The following is a 15,352-nucleotide window of genomic DNA, read 5'->3' as shown; positions in this document are numbered from 1 at the left end:
ACCATGCGCACCCTCGCACCGCACACCTCCCAACCGTCCCTGGTCCGGCCGGCCGTCGCCGACGGCATCGACGACCTGGTGGGCGCCACCCCGCTGATCCGGCTGAGGCTCGACGGACTGGCGCCGGGCGCCGAGATACTGGCCAAGTTGGAAGCGGCCAACCCGATGTCCAGCAGCAAGGACCGGGCGGCCCTGTACATGCTCAGGGCGGCCGAGGCGCGCGGCGATCTGGCGCCGGGCGGCACGATCGTCGAAGCCACCTCGGGCAACACCGGTATCTCGCTCGCCGCCCTGGCCGCGGCCCGTGGCTACCGCTGCGTCATCGTGCTGCCCGACAACGCGACGACCGAGCGGGTACGGCTGCTGGCGGCGCTCGGCGCGGAGGTCGTCCAGACCCCCGCCGACCGCGGCTACCCGGGAGCGATCGAGAAGGCCGAGGAGATCCACGCCCTCACCCCGGGGTCCTGGTTCCCCTGCCAGCACGAGAACGCGGACAACGTCGAGGCCCACTACGCCACCACCGGCCCCGAGATCACCGCCGCGCTCGCCTCGACCGGACGCCGCGTCGACACCCTCGTCTGCGCGGTGGGCACCGGCGGGACCCTCACCGGAATCGCCCGTCACCTGCGGGAGTACGACTCCGGGGTACGGATCGTCGCGGTCGAGCCGCAGGGATCCCCGCTGCTGTCGGGCGGACAGGCCGGGCGGCACCGTATCCCCGGCCTGAACGGCGGTTTCATCGCCCCGACGACCGACGTCTCCCTGATCGACGAGGTGATCGCGGTCAGCGACACGGACGCGCTGCACACCGCCCGCCGACTCGCGGCCGGGCAGGGCCTGTTCGTCGGTGTCTCCTCCGGTGCCGCGGTGCACGCCGCGCAACTGGTGGCGGCCCGCCCCGAGTACCGCGACAAGACCGTCGTCACCGTGCTGCCCGACACGGGTGAGCGGTACCTGAGCATGTGGGAGGACCCGTCATGACGCTGCTGGTCTCGACCCTGAAGAGGTTCGGGGACGCCGTCAAGGTCCGGATCGGGGAGACGACCACCACCCGGTACATCGCGCTCGCCGAGACCACCGACGGCCGACTCGGCCTCTTCCACCACCACATGCTGCCGGGCGCCGCCGGAGCGGCCCCGCACTACCACACCCGCATCTCCGAGTCCTTCTACGTCATCTCGGGCGAGGTCACCGTCCACGACGGCACCGGCTGGCACAAGGCCCACGCCGGCGACTTCCTCCACGTACCCGAGAACGCCGTGCACGGCTTCCGCAACGACAGCGACGCACCGGCCGAGATGCTGATCATCTTCACGCCCGCGGAGAACCGCGAGGCCTACTTCACGGGTCTGGCGGAGCTCCTGGCCAACGGGAACACACCGTCCCGGGCCGAGATGGTCGCGCTCATGGAGAAGTACGACCAGTTCGAGATCGACGAGCCCTGACACCTCGTACACCTCCGTCCCCCGTGCGCCCCCTCCCCCGTTCCGTTCGACAACTCTCAGGAGTCATCATGCATCCCGTCAACTGGGCCCGCTTCGGGCTGCTCGCCGCCCTGTGGGGGTGCAGCTTCGCCTTCATCAAGGTGTCGCTGGACGCCTTCGCGCCCCTCCAACTCGCCTTCGGGCGGCTCCTCGTGGGCGCCCTCGTCGTCACCCTGATCCTCGCCGTGACCAAGGGCTCCTTCCCGCAGCGCAAGGTCTGGGGACACATCGCCGTCGCCTCGGTGTTCGGCAACGTCGTGCCGTTCACCCTCTTCGCCGTCGGCGAGCAGCACACCACCGCCACCATCGCCGGTGTCATCCAGGGCGCCACACCCCTGGTCACCCTGGGTCTCGCCGCCCTGGCCATCCGCACGGAGAAGCCCACGGCCCGCAAGGTGAGCGGTCTCGTCATCGGATTCGTCGGGCTGATCGTCGTCGTCGGGCCGTGGCGCACCCACGGTTTCGGTTCCATCGGCGGCCAACTGGCCTGTGTCGGGGCGGCGGTCAGCTACGCGATCAGCTTCGTCTACCTCCGCCGCTTCATCTCCCCGTACAAGATCCCGGCGCTCGCCGTGACCGCGGCGCAGCTCACCTCCGCCATGGTCATCACCGGTCTCATCACCACCTTCAGCATCGGCTGGAACCTGCCCGGCGAGCTGACGGCCGGCCCGCTGCTGTCCCTCCTGGTACTCGGCGGCGCCTCCACCGGCATCGCCTTCGTCCTCATGAACCGGCTCATCGCGGACGCCGGCCCGACCACGGCTTCCGGCGTCAACTACCTGGTCCCGGTGTTCTCCGTGATCGTCGGAGCGGCGGCCCTCGGCGAGTCCGTCACCTGGAACGTGCCGGTGGGCGGCGCGGTGGTCATCGCCGCGCTCGCCCTCGCCGAGGGGAGGCTGCCGCTGCCCGCGCGCCGTGCCGCCGAGGCACCGGCTGCCGCCGTTCCGGCACCGCCCGTCGCCGACCCGACCGAGCCGACCGACCGGGCCGACCGGGCCCGGCCCGTGGTCGCCCGCGAGGCCTGCTGACCCGGTCCGTTCGGGCCCACCCGGACCGGCCGGCCTCTCCAGGCAACTCCGGGCACACGCGAACGCCGCACGGCGCGCCCCCTGATCAGGGGGCGCGCCGTGCGGCGTTCGCGTGTGCCCGGCTGCCCGCTGCCCGCGTATCCCGGCCCCGAGGGCCGGCGCCAGCGCCCTGTGCCCACCAGCTGGCGCCGGGTACGTGGGGGCGTACCGCGCCGTTCCCCGCGCCCCTGAAGGCAAAAGACTGCGCCGTTCCCCGGGCCCTTACGGGGCGCAGCCCCGTCCTGGGGGGCGCGGGGAACGGCGCGACCGGCCCCCACCGGACCCGCAGCCGAAAACCCGCACCTCCCTGTGCCCACGGCCCGGCGCGCACCCACCCGGTTCCCGCGTCCGCTCCGCCCTCCGGGAGCGACGCGGGACACGACCGGGAACCCGCCGCGCGAACCTGCAACAGGAAGAGAAAAGGGGCCCAGCAGCCTCTCCGGCCACTGGGCCCCCTCTCCCCCATCTCCCCCCGACTCCCGCATCTCGCGCATCTTCCCCACGGCACCAGAAGGCCCACGCCACCGCACCGGCCTTCGTACACAGGAAGCAGCCACCGGAATGCCCCCATCCACCGCACCCGCACCCGCCCTCGGCGACGCCCGGATCATCACCGCGGCCGAGTTCGCGTTCCACCCCGTCGCCGGCGCGGACTCCGGCGCCCGCACCACGATCGCCACTCCCGTCAGCCCGGCCGCGGGCGCCACTCATGTCACCCTCCACGTGGTCCGGATCGCCGCCGGCGAGTCGTACACCCCCGAGAGCAGTGCGGCCGAGGAGAACACCGTCGTGGTCTTCTCGGGCACCGGCACGGCGGCCGTCGGCGACTCGGTCCACCCCGTAGAGCGCGGATCCGCCGCCTACGCGCCCACCGGCCACGCCCTCACCCTGACCGCGGACGGCGACGGCAGGGGGATGACCGCCTACGTGTGGCGCACGCCCCTCGCGGGTGCCCCCGTCGGGAGCGAGCCGGTCCTGCACTCCTCCCTCTGGGACGAGACCACCCAGCTGCGCGGCTTCGGCGGGACCGGCCAGATCGACGCCGCGGAACGCCGGGCCACCATGAACTTCGTCTTCTGGCCCGGCAACGGCAGCAGCCGTCTGTGCCTGCACTGCGGCATCCAGCAGCCGGGCGAGACCTTCAACGTCCATCTCCACCCCGACAGCGACGAGGCGTTCATCGCCTTCGAGGGCGTCGGCCAGATGTACCTGCGCGACAGGTGGATCGACGTGAGCGCGGGCGACGTCCTGTACGCGTCACCCGGAGTGCTGCACGGCGCCCGCAACCCGCACACCGGTCCCACCGCGCGCCGCTTCGTGACGTGCGGCGGGCCCAGCCCCTTCGACCCGGCGCTCTATTCGGCCGCCGGCTACTCCTCACAGGTCAGGTGAACGCAGCGTGTGCCGCATATACGGAACCTTCAACGTCCATTCCGACCAGGCCGAACTGCGCCGCGTCGCCGACCTGATGCACCACGGCGGCCCTGACGCCCAGGGTGTCGCCCACCGGCCCGACTGGGCACTGGGCAACAACCGCCTGTCGATCATGGACCCCGAGGGGGGCGCCCAGCCCTACCATCTCGGCCGGGTCACCGTGGTCTTCAACGGCGAGATCTACAACCACCGCGAGCTGCGTGCCCGTCTGAGCGGCCTCGGCTTCCACTTCGACGACCTGTGCGACGGCTCCATCCTGCCCGCGCTGTACGTCACCTACGGCGACCGGTTCGCCGAGCACCTGGACGGCATGTACTCGGTGGCGGTCATGGACCTGCGGGAGACCCCCCGTATGGTGCTGGCCACCGACGACTCGGGCATGAAGCCGCTCTACTACCACTGGGACCGTGCCGCGGGCCGCTTCCACTTCGCCTCCGAACTGCCCGCGCTGCTCGGCTTCGCCGGGGTGAAGGCGGAGGAGGACGAGGCGGGTCTCGACGCCTACCTGACCTCCAAGACGCCGTTCGGCAACCGCACCATGTTCCGCGGGGTGCAGGTGCTGCCGCCGGCCGCCACCGCCCTCCTCAACCACCGGGACGGACTGCGGATCAAGCGGCGTCCGATGGCCCACGAGCAGGGCCTTCGCCCCGACAAGGACCGCACCCTGGAAGAGGCCGGGGACCAGCTGCGCGCCCTGCTGTCCGAGGAGGTGTCGCGGCTCCTGATCGCGGACGCCCCCGTCGCGGCCGTCACCTCCGGCGGGCTCGACTCCAGCCTCGTCACGGCACTCGCCGCCCAGGCGCTGCGCGACGGCGGCGGCACCGGAAGCCTGCACACCTTCAACATCGCCTACACCGGCACCTGGCCCAGCGACGAACGCGGATACGCCGCCGAGGTCGCCCGCGCCGCCGGCACCACCCATCACCAGGTCGAGGTCGATCCCGCCACCTTCCCGGACCTCATGACCGACGTGGTACGGCACTTGGGGCAGCCCAACGCCGACCCCATCACGCTGTCCACGTTCTCCCTCTTCCGCGCGGTCCGCGACGCCGGCTTCAAGGTCGCCCTCACCGGTGACGCGGCCGACGAGCTCTTCAGCGGCTACTCCCGGATGACCCAGGCGGTCGCCGCGCACCACGGCTCGAACTGGATCGACGGCTACCTCGACCACCTCGCCGCCGTCCCCCGGGCCCTGCGCAAGAGCCTTTACACCGACGAGTACGCCTTCGCCGTGAACGCGGTCGGCCCCGCCCTGCCGCCCGGCATCCGGCGGATCCTGCACAGCAGTCCCGGCACCCGGCTGCAGCGCATCGGCGCGGTCGAGCAGCGTTACCGGCTGCCCGCCTACCACCTGCGTCGCGTCGACCACCTGTCGATGGCCAGCTCGATCGAGGTACGGCTGCCGTTCACCCAGCCGTCCGTCGTGCGCTTCGCCTCCACCCTCACCGACGAGCAGCGGCTCGTACCGGGGCTGGGCGTGAAGCGGGCCCTGTACCAGGCCGCTCAGGGGCTGATCCCGCGCAGTGTGCTGGAACGGCCCAAGCAGCCCTTCACCCTCCCGATCACCGCGATGCTCACGCCCGGCCAGCGGCTGTGGACCCTCGCCCGGGACGTCCTGTCGCCCCAGACGCTGCGCGCCGACGGCCGGATCCGTCCCGAGCGGGTCAACGCGCTGTTCCACGAGCAGGCCACCCGGCCCAGCGACACCGTCTCCCTCGCCCTGTGGTCCCTGATGTCCCACCAGCTCTGGCGGCAGGAGTTCTTCGCGGCGGCCGGCACGCCGCTCACCCTCCACACCCCGGCGCGTGTTCTGCAGGAGGCGGCATGACCGTCAGCCTCGCCCGCGCCCACGGCACCCCCTGCCCCACCGCCGTGATGGACGCGCGCACCATGCCCGCCTCGGAACCCGAACTACTGGCCCGGCTCACCGAAGTACGGGCGGCCCTGGCCGACCACGGCGCCGCGGACGTCCTGAAGAACGCTCTCGTCCAGCCCTCCCGGCATCCCCTGTTCGACCTGGACTACCGTTTCGTCCAGTCGATGCCGGACAGTCTCGACAGCTTCGACCTGCGCGGATCCTGCGGCCACTCCATCCTGGCGGCGGTCGAGGCGGCGGCCCGTGTGGGCATGATCCAGCCCCTCGTGGCCGGCTGCCGGGTCCGGGTCAACGTCCTCAACAACGGGGACAACGTGGTGTGCGAGGCGGAGGAGACCGACGACGGGGGCACCCGTTTCACGGCCCACTTCCTCTGCTCGCCACCGCGCCCGGTGAACGACCTCCTGATCACCGGTGAGCCCGTCACCGGCATCCCCTTCGAGGGGCGTACGGTCCCCGTCTCCCTTGTCTCCATGGGCAATCCGTACCTCTTCGTGCACGCCGCCGAGCTGGGTGTCCACACGGTCGACGGCCTCTTCGCCGACGACCTCGTGCTGTTCGACCGGATGAAGAGGCTGCGCCTCGCGGTCTGCCGGGCACAGGGCTGGGACACCACCGGCGCCTTCCCCAAGGTGGCCGCGCTGCTTCCCGACGGTCCGGGTTCCCTCGCGGTCCGCGCCATCTCCGTACCGTCCTGGCACCCCACGGTGGCACTCACCGGAGCCACCTGCCTCGCCGCGGGCGCCGCCGTGGAGGGCACGATCCCCTACCTGCTGTCCGGTGTCTCGGAGCAGCCGGACAACGACATGCTCGCCCTGCGCACCCCGGGCGCCACGGTCCGCGCCTCGGCCCGCATCACGGGCGGTCCCGGCGACCGCCGGCTCGCCTGGATCTCCGTCGCGGAGAAACAGGTCGACTACCGCGGCTCCTTCCTGCCCGCCTCCGCCTCCGTCCCCGTATCCGCCTCCGCCTCCGCCTCCGAGGAGTTGTCATGGCTTCCGCTGACAGCCTGACCGTGCCCGACGCGCCGGTACTGGCCGACGTGCCCCTCCCCGCCCCGGCCGCCGGCCCGGCCACCGGTCTGTCCGCGGCGACGCGTGAGCGCCTTGCCGCCTGCGCCCGGGACGCCGACGCGAGCGGCGAACCCGACCGGCCGGCGCTGGCCCTGCTGCGCGAGAGCGGACTGCTCGGGCTGGCACTGCCCTACGAGTACGGCGGCACGGGTGCCGACGCGCACGGCCTCAACTCGGCGGTCGCGCAGGTGGCACAGGTCAACGCCTCCGCCTCGATCATGCTCTTCCAGCACTACGCGGTCAGCAGGCGCATCCTCGAACACGGCAGTCCGGCTCTACGGCGTCGCCTGCTGCCGCAACTCGCCCGCGGTGACTGGCTCGCCGCCTCCGCCTGGAGCGAGACGGGCGCGGGCGCGAACAAGAAGCACCTGTCGACCGTCGCCCGTCGGACCTCCGACGGGGGCTGGGTCCTCAACGGCGCCAAGTCCTTCACCACCAGCGCCGGTCTGGCCGACATCTACCTGGTACTGGCCCAGACCGAGGAACCCGCGGCGGACTCCGCCCCGGACACCGGCTACGGCTCCGCCGGCCAGACCTTCTTCCTCATACCGGCGGACACTCCCGGCCTCGAACCCGACACCTCGCTGCGGCTGACCGGCATGCGCGGTTCGGCGACCGGTTTCGTCTCCGTGCACGACTGCCATGTGCCCGACACCGCGCGGCTCGGCCCGATCGGCACCGCCGCCTCGATCATCGCCGGGGTCCGGGACAGCGGCGCCACGCTCGGGGCCGTGTCCGTCGGCCTGGCCCAGGCCGCCCTGGATCTCGCCCACCGGCACGCCGAGCGGCGCGGGCTGCTGGCCCAACAGGCCGTCCGGCACCGGCTGGTGGACATCGCGGGCGAGGTCGAGGCCGCACGGGCGATCGTCGAGCGGGCCGGACGGCGGACCGCCGACGACCCCGGGATCGCCACGCTCCACTCCAAGCTCATCGCCTCCTCGGCCGCCGAGCGCGTCATCAACGCCGTCGAGCGGCTGCTCGGCTCGGCCGGCTATGTCGCCTCGAACGAGATCAACCGCTACGGACGCGACGCACGAGCCGTCGCCCTGATGGGACCGACCAACGACCTCTGCAAGGAACTGGTGAGTCTGCCGTGGAACCGCTGAATCCCGAATCCGCCGACCTTCCCGCCCTCTCGTCCGCCGACCTGCCCACGCTCTCGTCCGCCGGCCTTCCCGCCGATCTGATCGTCGAAGGGGGCCGCCTCGTCACCCCCGACGGTGTCCGCGACGGAACGGTGGTCGTCCGTGACGGCCGGGTCGCCGCCCTGCACGCGCCGGGCGATCCGCTGCCGCCGGGCCCGCGCCTCGACGCCTCCGGCCGTTACGTACTGCCGGGCCTGATCGACTCCCACGTCCACTTCCGCACACCCGGTCTGGAGTACAAGGAGGACTGGGAGCACGGCAGCCGGGCAGCCCTGGTCGGCGGTGTGACGACCGTGCTCGACATGCCCAACACCCGCCCGCCGTCCCTGGACGAGTCCAGCATGCTCGCCAAGGCCGCGGTGATCCAGGGCACTTCGTGGATCGACTACCGCTTCCACATGGGTGCCGACCCCGACAATCCCGAGCTGCTGGCCGAACTCGACCCCCGAATAGCGAGTTCGGCGAAGGTGTTCATGGCCGGCCACCACACGGCCCCGGTCGTGTTCCGCGACGGCGAGCAGTTGCGGCGGGCCTTCGCCGCCGCCGCCCGAGGTGGTGTCCGGCTCGTCCTGCACGCCGAGGACCAGCACGTCTTCGACCTGCTCGACGCGAGTGCGGGCGCCCCGGACTCGTACGGCGGATACGAGCCGCACCGGCCGCGGTCCGGGGGGATAGTCGCTGTCGCCAACGTCGTCCGGCTGGTGCGCGAGTTCGGCACGAAGACGCACATCCTCCATGTGTCGTCGGCCGAGGAGGCCGATCTGCTGTCGGCCGCGGCGGCCGAAGGTCTGCCGCTCACCTACGAGGTGACGGGGCATCACCTCTCGTTCACCCATGACGACACCACCCGGCGTGGTCCGCGTACACGCCTCTCCCCCGCCATCCGCGAGTGCCGTGACCAGAAGCGTCTGTGGCACGCCGTGCTGCACGGTGAGGTCGCCACGCTCGGCAGCGACCACGCCCCGCACACCGTGGAGGAGAAGAACCGGCCGCCGGCCGACGCGCCGCCCGGCCTCCCCGGTGTCCAGGAACTTGCCACGGCTGTCTGGACCGGTCTGCGGACCCGGGACATCGCCCCGGACGAGGCGGCCGCACACCTGGCCCGGCTCATGGGCGCGGGGCCCGCCCGGCTCTTCGACCTGCCCGGCAAGGGCCGCCTCGAAGCCGGCGCGGACGCGGACCTGACCCTGCTGAACCCGTCCGAACGCTGGCAGTTCTCCGCGCACGACGTACAGGCGCTCTGCGGCTGGTCCGCGTACGAGGGCTGGACCTTCACCGGACGCTTCACCACCACGGTGAAGGGCGGCCACGTCGTGTGGGACATCCGGGACGGATTCTCCGGCCGCCCCGAGGGCCGCTGGCTGCAGGGCTCGGCCCGGCCTCTGGAGGTGGCCCGATGACGTCGACACTGCTCGAATCCCAGCCCCAGCCCCAGTCTCAGCGCCAGTCCCCTGCCCCGGAAGGAGCGTCCCAGGAACTGGCCGACGCCTTCCGCGCCGCGATGTCCGCCCTGGCCGCCCCCGTCACCATCGTCACCTGCTACGACGACCGGGGCAGGCCGCGCGGCCTGACAGCCAGCGCGGTCAGCTCGCTGTCGTTGACCCCGCCGCTGTTCCTGGTCTGCCTCGACCGCAACTCCCGTACGCACGAGACGCTGACCGGCGCCGAGGACTTCGCCGTACACCTCCTGGGACCGGGCGAGGAACACCTCGTCAAACGCTTCATGCGGCCGGCCGAGCACCGCTTCGACGGCGTCCCGCTGGCGGCGGATTCCCATCTGGCCCCTGTCATCAGGGACGCCTCGCTGACCCTGCGCTGTGTCCGCCACGACGTCCTGGAAGGAGGCGACCACACGATTCTCGTGGGACGGGTGACCGGTGTGGGCGGCGAGCCCACGCACTCGGGCGGCCTGCTCTGGCACCGCCGCGGCTTCGCGCACGCGCGACGCCCATGACCCGGACGGGGGCCGCCACCACCACGTGGTCGGCGGCCCCCGTCCGGGATCCGGCGCGTTGATCGAACAAGTCGAAGTCGATCGAGGAAGAGAAAAAGAGAGCAGACAGATCGTCATCGGCATGGTTACGATGCGGGCGATGAAGAACTTCACCCTTTCCGGATTGGGGGAATCATTCGCGCAAGGTGAGTGCTGATGGCACATCACTTCGCGAACGAGATTCCTGCCCACCTGTCGATGTGGCGGCGCGTACGTGAGTACGCCGTCCCACCGTCCATGATCGAGAAGGCGACCGCACGACGTGCGGTCGGCGACTGGGCGGGGGCCTGCGCCGCCGCCCGTATCCACGTCGATCTCGATCTGCGCGCCGTGCGCCATCGCCACGGCACCCATGTCTTCACCCGGCTCCGTGACGATCTGCGCCGGCTGGCGCCGGATCTGCTCCGCTGGCACATGCCCCGCATCGCCCCGGACGGACGGCTCCGCCCCGGACTCACCATCTCCCTGGCTCGTTACCGGAGTTACGGCGCCACACCGTTGCACCTGGTGGTGCGGACGCCACCGGCCCGGGCGGACGGCGGACAGCGCATGTCCCTCGCGCTGTGGGAGGGACCGGGGAACGGCGTCCCCGGACACCACCCCCATCCGCATCCCGAGCGGCGTTTCCGGCTCGACCTGCACCGGCATCTCTGGGACGCCGGGCGCAGCGCCGAACTGACGGCGCGCTGTGGGGCAGGAGGAGCGCCGCCCGAGGACTCGTCCTGGGCCGTGGGGAGTTGGGCCTCCGAAGCGGAGCTGTTGTTGCGGGCAGAGGGGCTCCCTCGTGGGGCTTTCACCGTCCGGCTCGGCGCGCGCAGCCGTGCCGTACTCGAACTCGTCGCCCCCGACGACAGCCATGTCCCGACGTACCGGCCACTGCGCGAGGGCGTGTTGCCCTCGCAGGAGATCGCCGCGCTTCCGGTGCTGCCGGAGGCGGCGGCCCGGGTGCTGCCGGATCTGGAACTGCTGCGGGCGGGGCTCGTCCCGGCCGAGCGGCTGCATCCGCTCGTCGCCGCCGCACTGGCGGGGTTCGGGTCGGCGCCGGTGGGCGGTCCCGTGCCCGAGCCCGGCGATCCGCACCAAGTGGACTGCCGTGGCGCGAGCCACCGGATCGCGCTGCGGGACGGGGTGCTGACGGCCGTCGATCACGACCCCGTCCAACTGCGGCGGGAAGAACTGCTCGTGGCGCTCGGCGGACCCGCGCTGCCCTGTCTGCGGGCGATCGACGCGGTGCACCGGGACCCGGAGGCGCTGCCCGCGGTCCGGGAACGGCTCCGCCACGGTGACATCTCCGGGGCGCTGGCCGTCGTCGAAGGCCTGCTGGGTCCTGATGCGATCCTGCGCGACGGACCGCTCCGCGAGGAGCTGGAGTCGGCCGCGGCCCGCCGAATCGACCACGGGCTCTTCCGCTCGGGGCTGTTCGCCCTGCACCCGGTTGCCGGCAGGGCGGAGGGCGAGGACGCCTCGGGCGCGGAGCGCGCGACAGCCGACCACCGCCCCAGGCTCGTCCGTCGTACGCCACTGCCGCTGCGCCGCAAGCTGAGCAGCCGGTCCCGGCCCCGCACCAGTCTGGCCTCGTGACAGGCGATCCCCACCGAAGTCCCGTTCCCCCATTGCGTGTTCCGCTCCTCTTTCGCGCATCCCGCGCCGCACGTCTCCATGCCCCATGCCCCCTTGCCCTCCGGGACGGCCTTCCCCGTCCCCTCATCCCCCTCCAGGTGATGCCCATGAACACCAGCACCCTCCGGCCCGCCCCGGTCCCGACCGACGGCACCCCCCTGCCCCTACCCGTCTACGGATCGGGAGCGGGTACGGACACCCGTCTCGCCCTCGCCGACGGCCTCCTGGCCCTCCTGCGTACGACCACCACCGAGCCGCGCCCCGACGAGCAGCTCGAAGCGCTCACCCTGGCCGTGGCGGCGGACCTGCCCGTGCTGCTCTGGGGTGAGCCGGGTATCGGCAAGACCGCGGCCCTGACCCAGCTCGCCGCCTCTCTCGACCTGCCGCTGACTACCGTGATCGCCAGCGTCCATGAGCCGTCCGACTTCTCCGGACTGCCCATCGTGGGCGAGGACCCTGCGGTGCAGGGCGTGCCGATGGCACCGCCGCAGTGGGCCGTGGAGCTCGTACGAGCCGGCCGCGGGCTCCTCTTCCTGGACGAACTCTCCACCGCCACCCCGGCCGTTCAGGCGGCGCTGCTCCGGGTCGTCCTGGAGCGACGTGTCGGTGCGCTCCAACTGCCGCCGGGCGTACGGATCGTGGCCGCGGCCAATCCGCGTGCTTCCGCGGCGGACGGCTGGGAGCTGAGCCCGCCGCTGGCCAACCGTTTCGTGCACCTGTACTGGGTGCACGACCAGGAGGTGGTGGTACGTGGACTGGGCGGCGTGTGGCCGCGGGCCGAACCACCACGTCTGGACCCGGAGTTGCTGCCGGAGGCGGTGGCGTTCTCCCGGCGCGCGGTCTGCGGCTTCCTGACCGCGCGGCCGACCCTGATCCACCGGCTGCCTAGCACCGAGACCCGGCGCGGTGGTGCCTGGCCCTCGCCCCGCAGCTGGGACGCCGCCTTGACGCTGCTGGCCTTCGGTACGGCGGCCTCGGTCTCCCGCGAGGTACTGGCCCTGCTCGTACGGGGAGCGGTGGGCGACGGTCCGGGGCTCGAACTCCTCGCCCATCTGGACCGGATGGACCTGCCGGACCCGGAGACGCTGCTCGCCGATCCGGCCGCCGCCGAACTGCCGGAGCGGGGCGACCTCCGGCAAGCGGCGCTGGAGGCGGTGGTGGCCGTCGTCGGAGCGCGGCCGGAACGGGAGCGGTGGGAGGCGGGCTGGGCCGTGCTGGTCCGGGCGCTGGAGACCGGCACCGCGGACCTGCTGGTCGCCCCGGCGACGGCACTGGCCTCGCTGCGGCGCGACGACTGGGAGGTGCCGGAGTCGATGGACCGGCTGGCCGGGGTCATCGGTCTCGCCCTGCGGGCGGACCGGTCGGTGGAGCGGGTCGCGGCGGCTGCCGGGCGCACGGCGGGAACACGCCGATGACGGGCACCCCGAGGACCCCGAAGCCTCCGCCGCCCCAGCCGCGGTCGCACGCCCGGCCGCGTCCGATGCCCCGTCCGATGCCCCGGCCCGCGCCGCCGCGCCCGGTGCGGGCCGCCCTCCCGAACCCACCACCCGCCGGCTCCGGTGGGCCGGCCGGTGGGGCCGGACTCCCGCTGGACATGGAGAAGTTGCTGGCCGCCCGCCTGCACGCGGTGAAGGTACGCCCCTATCTCGCCGGCGCGCTCTTCGCCCTGCATGTGGTGGAGGACCGGTCGGTGCCGACGATGGCGGTGGACGCGCACTGGCGTTGCTATGTCTCTCCCGGCTTCGTGGCGCGCATGCCGATGGAGGAGCTGGCGGGCGTCTGGGTGCACGAGGTCTCCCATCTGCTCCGGGACCACCATGGGAGGGGTGCGCGGTACGCGCGGCAGCACGAGGAGTACGGGCCGGGCGAGCGGTTGCGCCGGAACATCGCCGCGGACTTCGAGATCAATGACGACATCTACGGTGACGGCCTGCCGCAGCCTGCCGGAGTGGTGCTTCCTTCACTGCTGGGGCTGCCCGAGGGGCTGCTGATGGAGGAGTACCTGGGGCGGGCGTCGATGTCGGGGCTCGCCCCGGATTTGGCCTGGCTGGACTGCGGCAGTGGTGCCGACGGGCAGAGCCGGCCGTGGGAACTGGGTCCCGACGGAGCGCACGGGCTGAGCAGGCAGCAACAGGACGCGGTCCGCTTCCGGGTCGCGGAGGGCATCAAGGGCCGGCCGGGCGAGGCGCCGGAAGGGTGGCGCCGTTGGGCGGACGACGCGTTCCAACCGCCGCAGCCGTGGCGGCAGTTGCTGGGCGCGGCGGTGCGCTCGGCGGCGGGTGCGCCGGGCGCGGGCGAGAACCACAGCTACCGGCGGCCGTCCCGTCGCTCGGCCAGTGTCCCCGGGGTGGTGCTGCCGAGCCTGCGCCGTACGCCGCCCAGTGTCTGCGTCGTGATCGACACCTCCGGGTCGGTGAGCGACGCCGAACTGGGCAGCGCGTTGCTGGAGGTCGCGGCGATCTCACGGGCGGTGGGCGGGCGGCGCGACCTGGTCTCGGTGATCTCCTGCGACGCGGCGGCCGGGGTCGCCGTCCCGCTCTGCCGCGCGGAGAACATCGAGCTGGTCGGCGGCGGGGGCACCGACCTGCGCTCCGGTTTCGCCCGGGCACTGCGCTCCCGCCCGCGCCCCGACGTGATCGTCGCCCTCACGGACGGCCAGACCCCCTGGCCCTCCGCGCCACCGCCCTGCCGTACGGTCGTCGGTCTCTTCCCCCGCCATGCCTCCGCCGTGGACGAGGAGGACCCCGACTACGTCCCGGACACTCCGCCGACGTGGGCGCGGGTCGTCACGATCGGCTGAGCCCGGACGACCGGTCGAGCCGGGACGACCGGTCGCGTCAGGCCGCCTTGAGCAGAAGCTCGGCCAGTTCGGCCGGCACGGTGACCATGCAGTCGTGACCGCTCCGCAGCTCCCACACCTGTGCCGGGCTGCCGTTGGGCTGTGTCGCGGGGACGGCTCTGCGGACGAAACCCTCGGGCTCACTGCCGACGCAGTGGATGTGCGTCCGGGGAAGCGCGTCCGCGGCGGGGTTGTCCAGCCGGACCGGCTGCTGGAAGCAGCCCACCGACTCGTCCGACACCAGCGTGCGCAGCCATGCGACGTCCGCCGGGTCGGTGACTCCGAACAGCCCGCCGGGCGACGGCGTTTCGGGCATCGGAGGGATGCGCCAGGGAGTATCGGAACCGGCGGCGAGGTCGATCAGGAACTGGGTCACGGGCATCACGTCGACGACGGTCTCACCGTCGGTCGGCACCATCGCGTCGAGGTAGACCAGCCCCGCGAGCCGCTCCGGCACCCGGTCGGCCACCGAGGAGACGACCATCCCGGCGTAGCTGTGCCCGACCAGCACCACGTCGGTGAGGTCCTCCTCCGTCAGGAGGTCGACGACGTCGTCGACGTGGGTGTCGAGTCCCACCTCGGGGCCGAGCAGATGCGCCTTGTCCCCGTGGCCGGTCAGCGACGGCGCGAACACCCGGTGCCCGGCCCGGGTCAGCAGCGGGACCACCCGGTCCCAGGCCCGCCCGCTGTGCCAGGCACCGTGGACAAGCACGTAGGTCGGCGTGTTCGGCGTGTTCGGCGTGATCGACGTGTTCGTGTCCGTGCTCGTGTTCGGCGTACTCATGATGTGTCTCCCTGCACGTGGTGGTCGGTCATCGACG

The 15,352-nt window shown here is 72.5% G+C and carries 13 protein-coding genes; 12 read left to right on the top strand and 1 reads right to left on the bottom strand.

Translation table 11 applies throughout. The features are described 5' to 3' along the window. Window positions 1-3 precede the first annotated feature (3 nt). The 12 genes from OHS59_RS39160 (at window position 4) to OHS59_RS39105 (ending at window position 14,492) form a co-directional block, all read left to right on the top strand. Complete coding sequence (locus tag OHS59_RS39160) at window positions 4-981, top strand: PLP-dependent cysteine synthase family protein (RefSeq protein ID WP_328498065.1); 978 nt, start codon at window positions 4-6, stop codon at window positions 979-981. Then, window positions 978-1,445, top strand: coding sequence for a cupin domain-containing protein (locus OHS59_RS39155; RefSeq protein WP_328498064.1), 468 nt, complete (start codon window positions 978-980; stop codon window positions 1,443-1,445). The genes OHS59_RS39160 and OHS59_RS39155 overlap by 4 nt, the downstream gene beginning before the upstream one ends. 68 nt (window positions 1,446-1,513) lie before the next feature. Next, window positions 1,514-2,512, top strand: a complete 999-nt coding sequence (locus tag OHS59_RS39150) for a DMT family transporter (RefSeq protein WP_328498063.1) — start codon at window positions 1,514-1,516, stop codon at window positions 2,510-2,512. Window positions 2,513-3,112: 600 nt separating this feature from the next. Beyond that, window positions 3,113-3,943 carry a cupin domain-containing protein gene (locus tag OHS59_RS39145; protein WP_328498062.1) on the top strand — a complete coding sequence of 277 codons (831 nt, stop codon included), beginning with the start codon at window positions 3,113-3,115 and terminating at the stop codon, window positions 3,941-3,943. Between the two features lie 7 nt (window positions 3,944-3,950). Next, on the top strand, window positions 3,951-5,813 hold the full coding sequence (asnB, locus tag OHS59_RS39140) for an asparagine synthase (glutamine-hydrolyzing) (protein ID WP_328498061.1): 1,863 nt from the start codon (window positions 3,951-3,953) through the stop codon (window positions 5,811-5,813). Continuing rightward, on the top strand, window positions 5,810-6,874 hold the full coding sequence (locus OHS59_RS39135; protein WP_328498060.1) for a PrpF domain-containing protein: 1,065 nt from the start codon (window positions 5,810-5,812) through the stop codon (window positions 6,872-6,874). Before asnB ends, OHS59_RS39135 begins: the two co-directional genes overlap by 4 nt. Beyond that, the gene (locus OHS59_RS39130; RefSeq protein ID WP_328498059.1) at window positions 6,853-8,040 is read left to right on the top strand and encodes an acyl-CoA dehydrogenase family protein; all 1,188 of its coding nucleotides are present in this window, start codon (window positions 6,853-6,855) and stop codon (window positions 8,038-8,040) included. The genes OHS59_RS39135 and OHS59_RS39130 overlap by 22 nt, the downstream gene beginning before the upstream one ends. Continuing rightward, on the top strand, window positions 8,028-9,479 hold the full coding sequence (locus OHS59_RS39125; protein ID WP_443061571.1) for a dihydroorotase: 1,452 nt from the start codon (window positions 8,028-8,030) through the stop codon (window positions 9,477-9,479). Before OHS59_RS39130 ends, OHS59_RS39125 begins: the two co-directional genes overlap by 13 nt. After that, window positions 9,476-10,033 (top strand): flavin reductase family protein, encoded by a 558-nt coding sequence (locus OHS59_RS39120; RefSeq protein WP_328498058.1) that lies wholly within the window; start codon window positions 9,476-9,478, stop codon window positions 10,031-10,033. Before OHS59_RS39125 ends, OHS59_RS39120 begins: the two co-directional genes overlap by 4 nt. A gap of 195 nt (window positions 10,034-10,228) precedes the next feature. Beyond that, a complete protein-coding gene (locus OHS59_RS39115) occupies window positions 10,229-11,653 on the top strand; it encodes a hypothetical protein (protein WP_328498057.1) in 1,425 nt (474 codons plus the stop codon). Window positions 11,654-11,799: 146 nt separating this feature from the next. Next, the gene (locus OHS59_RS39110; protein ID WP_328498056.1) at window positions 11,800-13,107 is read left to right on the top strand and encodes an AAA family ATPase; all 1,308 of its coding nucleotides are present in this window, start codon (window positions 11,800-11,802) and stop codon (window positions 13,105-13,107) included. A 179-nt stretch (window positions 13,108-13,286) separates the two neighbouring features. After that, a complete protein-coding gene (locus OHS59_RS39105) occupies window positions 13,287-14,492 on the top strand; it encodes a vWA domain-containing protein (RefSeq protein ID WP_328498055.1) in 1,206 nt (401 codons plus the stop codon). A gap of 37 nt (window positions 14,493-14,529) precedes the next feature. On the opposite strand, the gene OHS59_RS39100 is transcribed toward OHS59_RS39105, so the two are convergent. Continuing rightward, complete coding sequence (locus OHS59_RS39100; RefSeq protein ID WP_328498054.1) at window positions 14,530-15,315, bottom strand: alpha/beta hydrolase; 786 nt, start codon at window positions 15,313-15,315, stop codon at window positions 14,530-14,532. Between the last annotated feature and the right edge of the window lie 37 nt (window positions 15,316-15,352).

The organism is Streptomyces sp. NBC_00414 (assembly GCF_036038375.1).
Taxonomy (GTDB): domain Bacteria; phylum Actinomycetota; class Actinomycetes; order Streptomycetales; family Streptomycetaceae; genus Streptomyces.
The sequence above is the reverse complement of the archived record's forward strand: the minus strand, read 5'-3'. Positions and strand labels throughout refer to the sequence as shown.

Bases quoted from the DNA above. Each gene is read 5' to 3' on its own strand.
- OHS59_RS39160 (WP_328498065.1), top strand. From the start codon at position 4: ATGCGCACCCTCGCACCGCACACCTCCCAACCGTCCCTGGTCCGGCCG.
- OHS59_RS39155 (WP_328498064.1), top strand. From the start codon at position 978: ATGACGCTGCTGGTCTCGACCCTGAAGAGGTTCGGGGACGCCGTCAAG.
- OHS59_RS39150 (WP_328498063.1), top strand. From the start codon at position 1,514: ATGCATCCCGTCAACTGGGCCCGCTTCGGGCTGCTCGCCGCCCTGTGG.
- OHS59_RS39145 (WP_328498062.1), top strand. From the start codon at position 3,113: ATGCCCCCATCCACCGCACCCGCACCCGCCCTCGGCGACGCCCGGATC.
- OHS59_RS39135 (WP_328498060.1), top strand. From the start codon at position 5,810: ATGACCGTCAGCCTCGCCCGCGCCCACGGCACCCCCTGCCCCACCGCC.
- OHS59_RS39130 (WP_328498059.1), top strand. From the start codon at position 6,853: ATGGCTTCCGCTGACAGCCTGACCGTGCCCGACGCGCCGGTACTGGCC.
- OHS59_RS39120 (WP_328498058.1), top strand. From the start codon at position 9,476: ATGACGTCGACACTGCTCGAATCCCAGCCCCAGCCCCAGTCTCAGCGC.
- OHS59_RS39115 (WP_328498057.1), top strand. From the start codon at position 10,229: ATGGCACATCACTTCGCGAACGAGATTCCTGCCCACCTGTCGATGTGG.
- OHS59_RS39110 (WP_328498056.1), top strand. From the start codon at position 11,800: ATGAACACCAGCACCCTCCGGCCCGCCCCGGTCCCGACCGACGGCACC.
- OHS59_RS39105 (WP_328498055.1), top strand. From the start codon at position 13,287: ATGGAGAAGTTGCTGGCCGCCCGCCTGCACGCGGTGAAGGTACGCCCC.
- OHS59_RS39100 (WP_328498054.1), bottom strand. From the start codon at position 15,315: ATGAGTACGCCGAACACGAGCACGGACACGAACACGTCGATCACGCCG.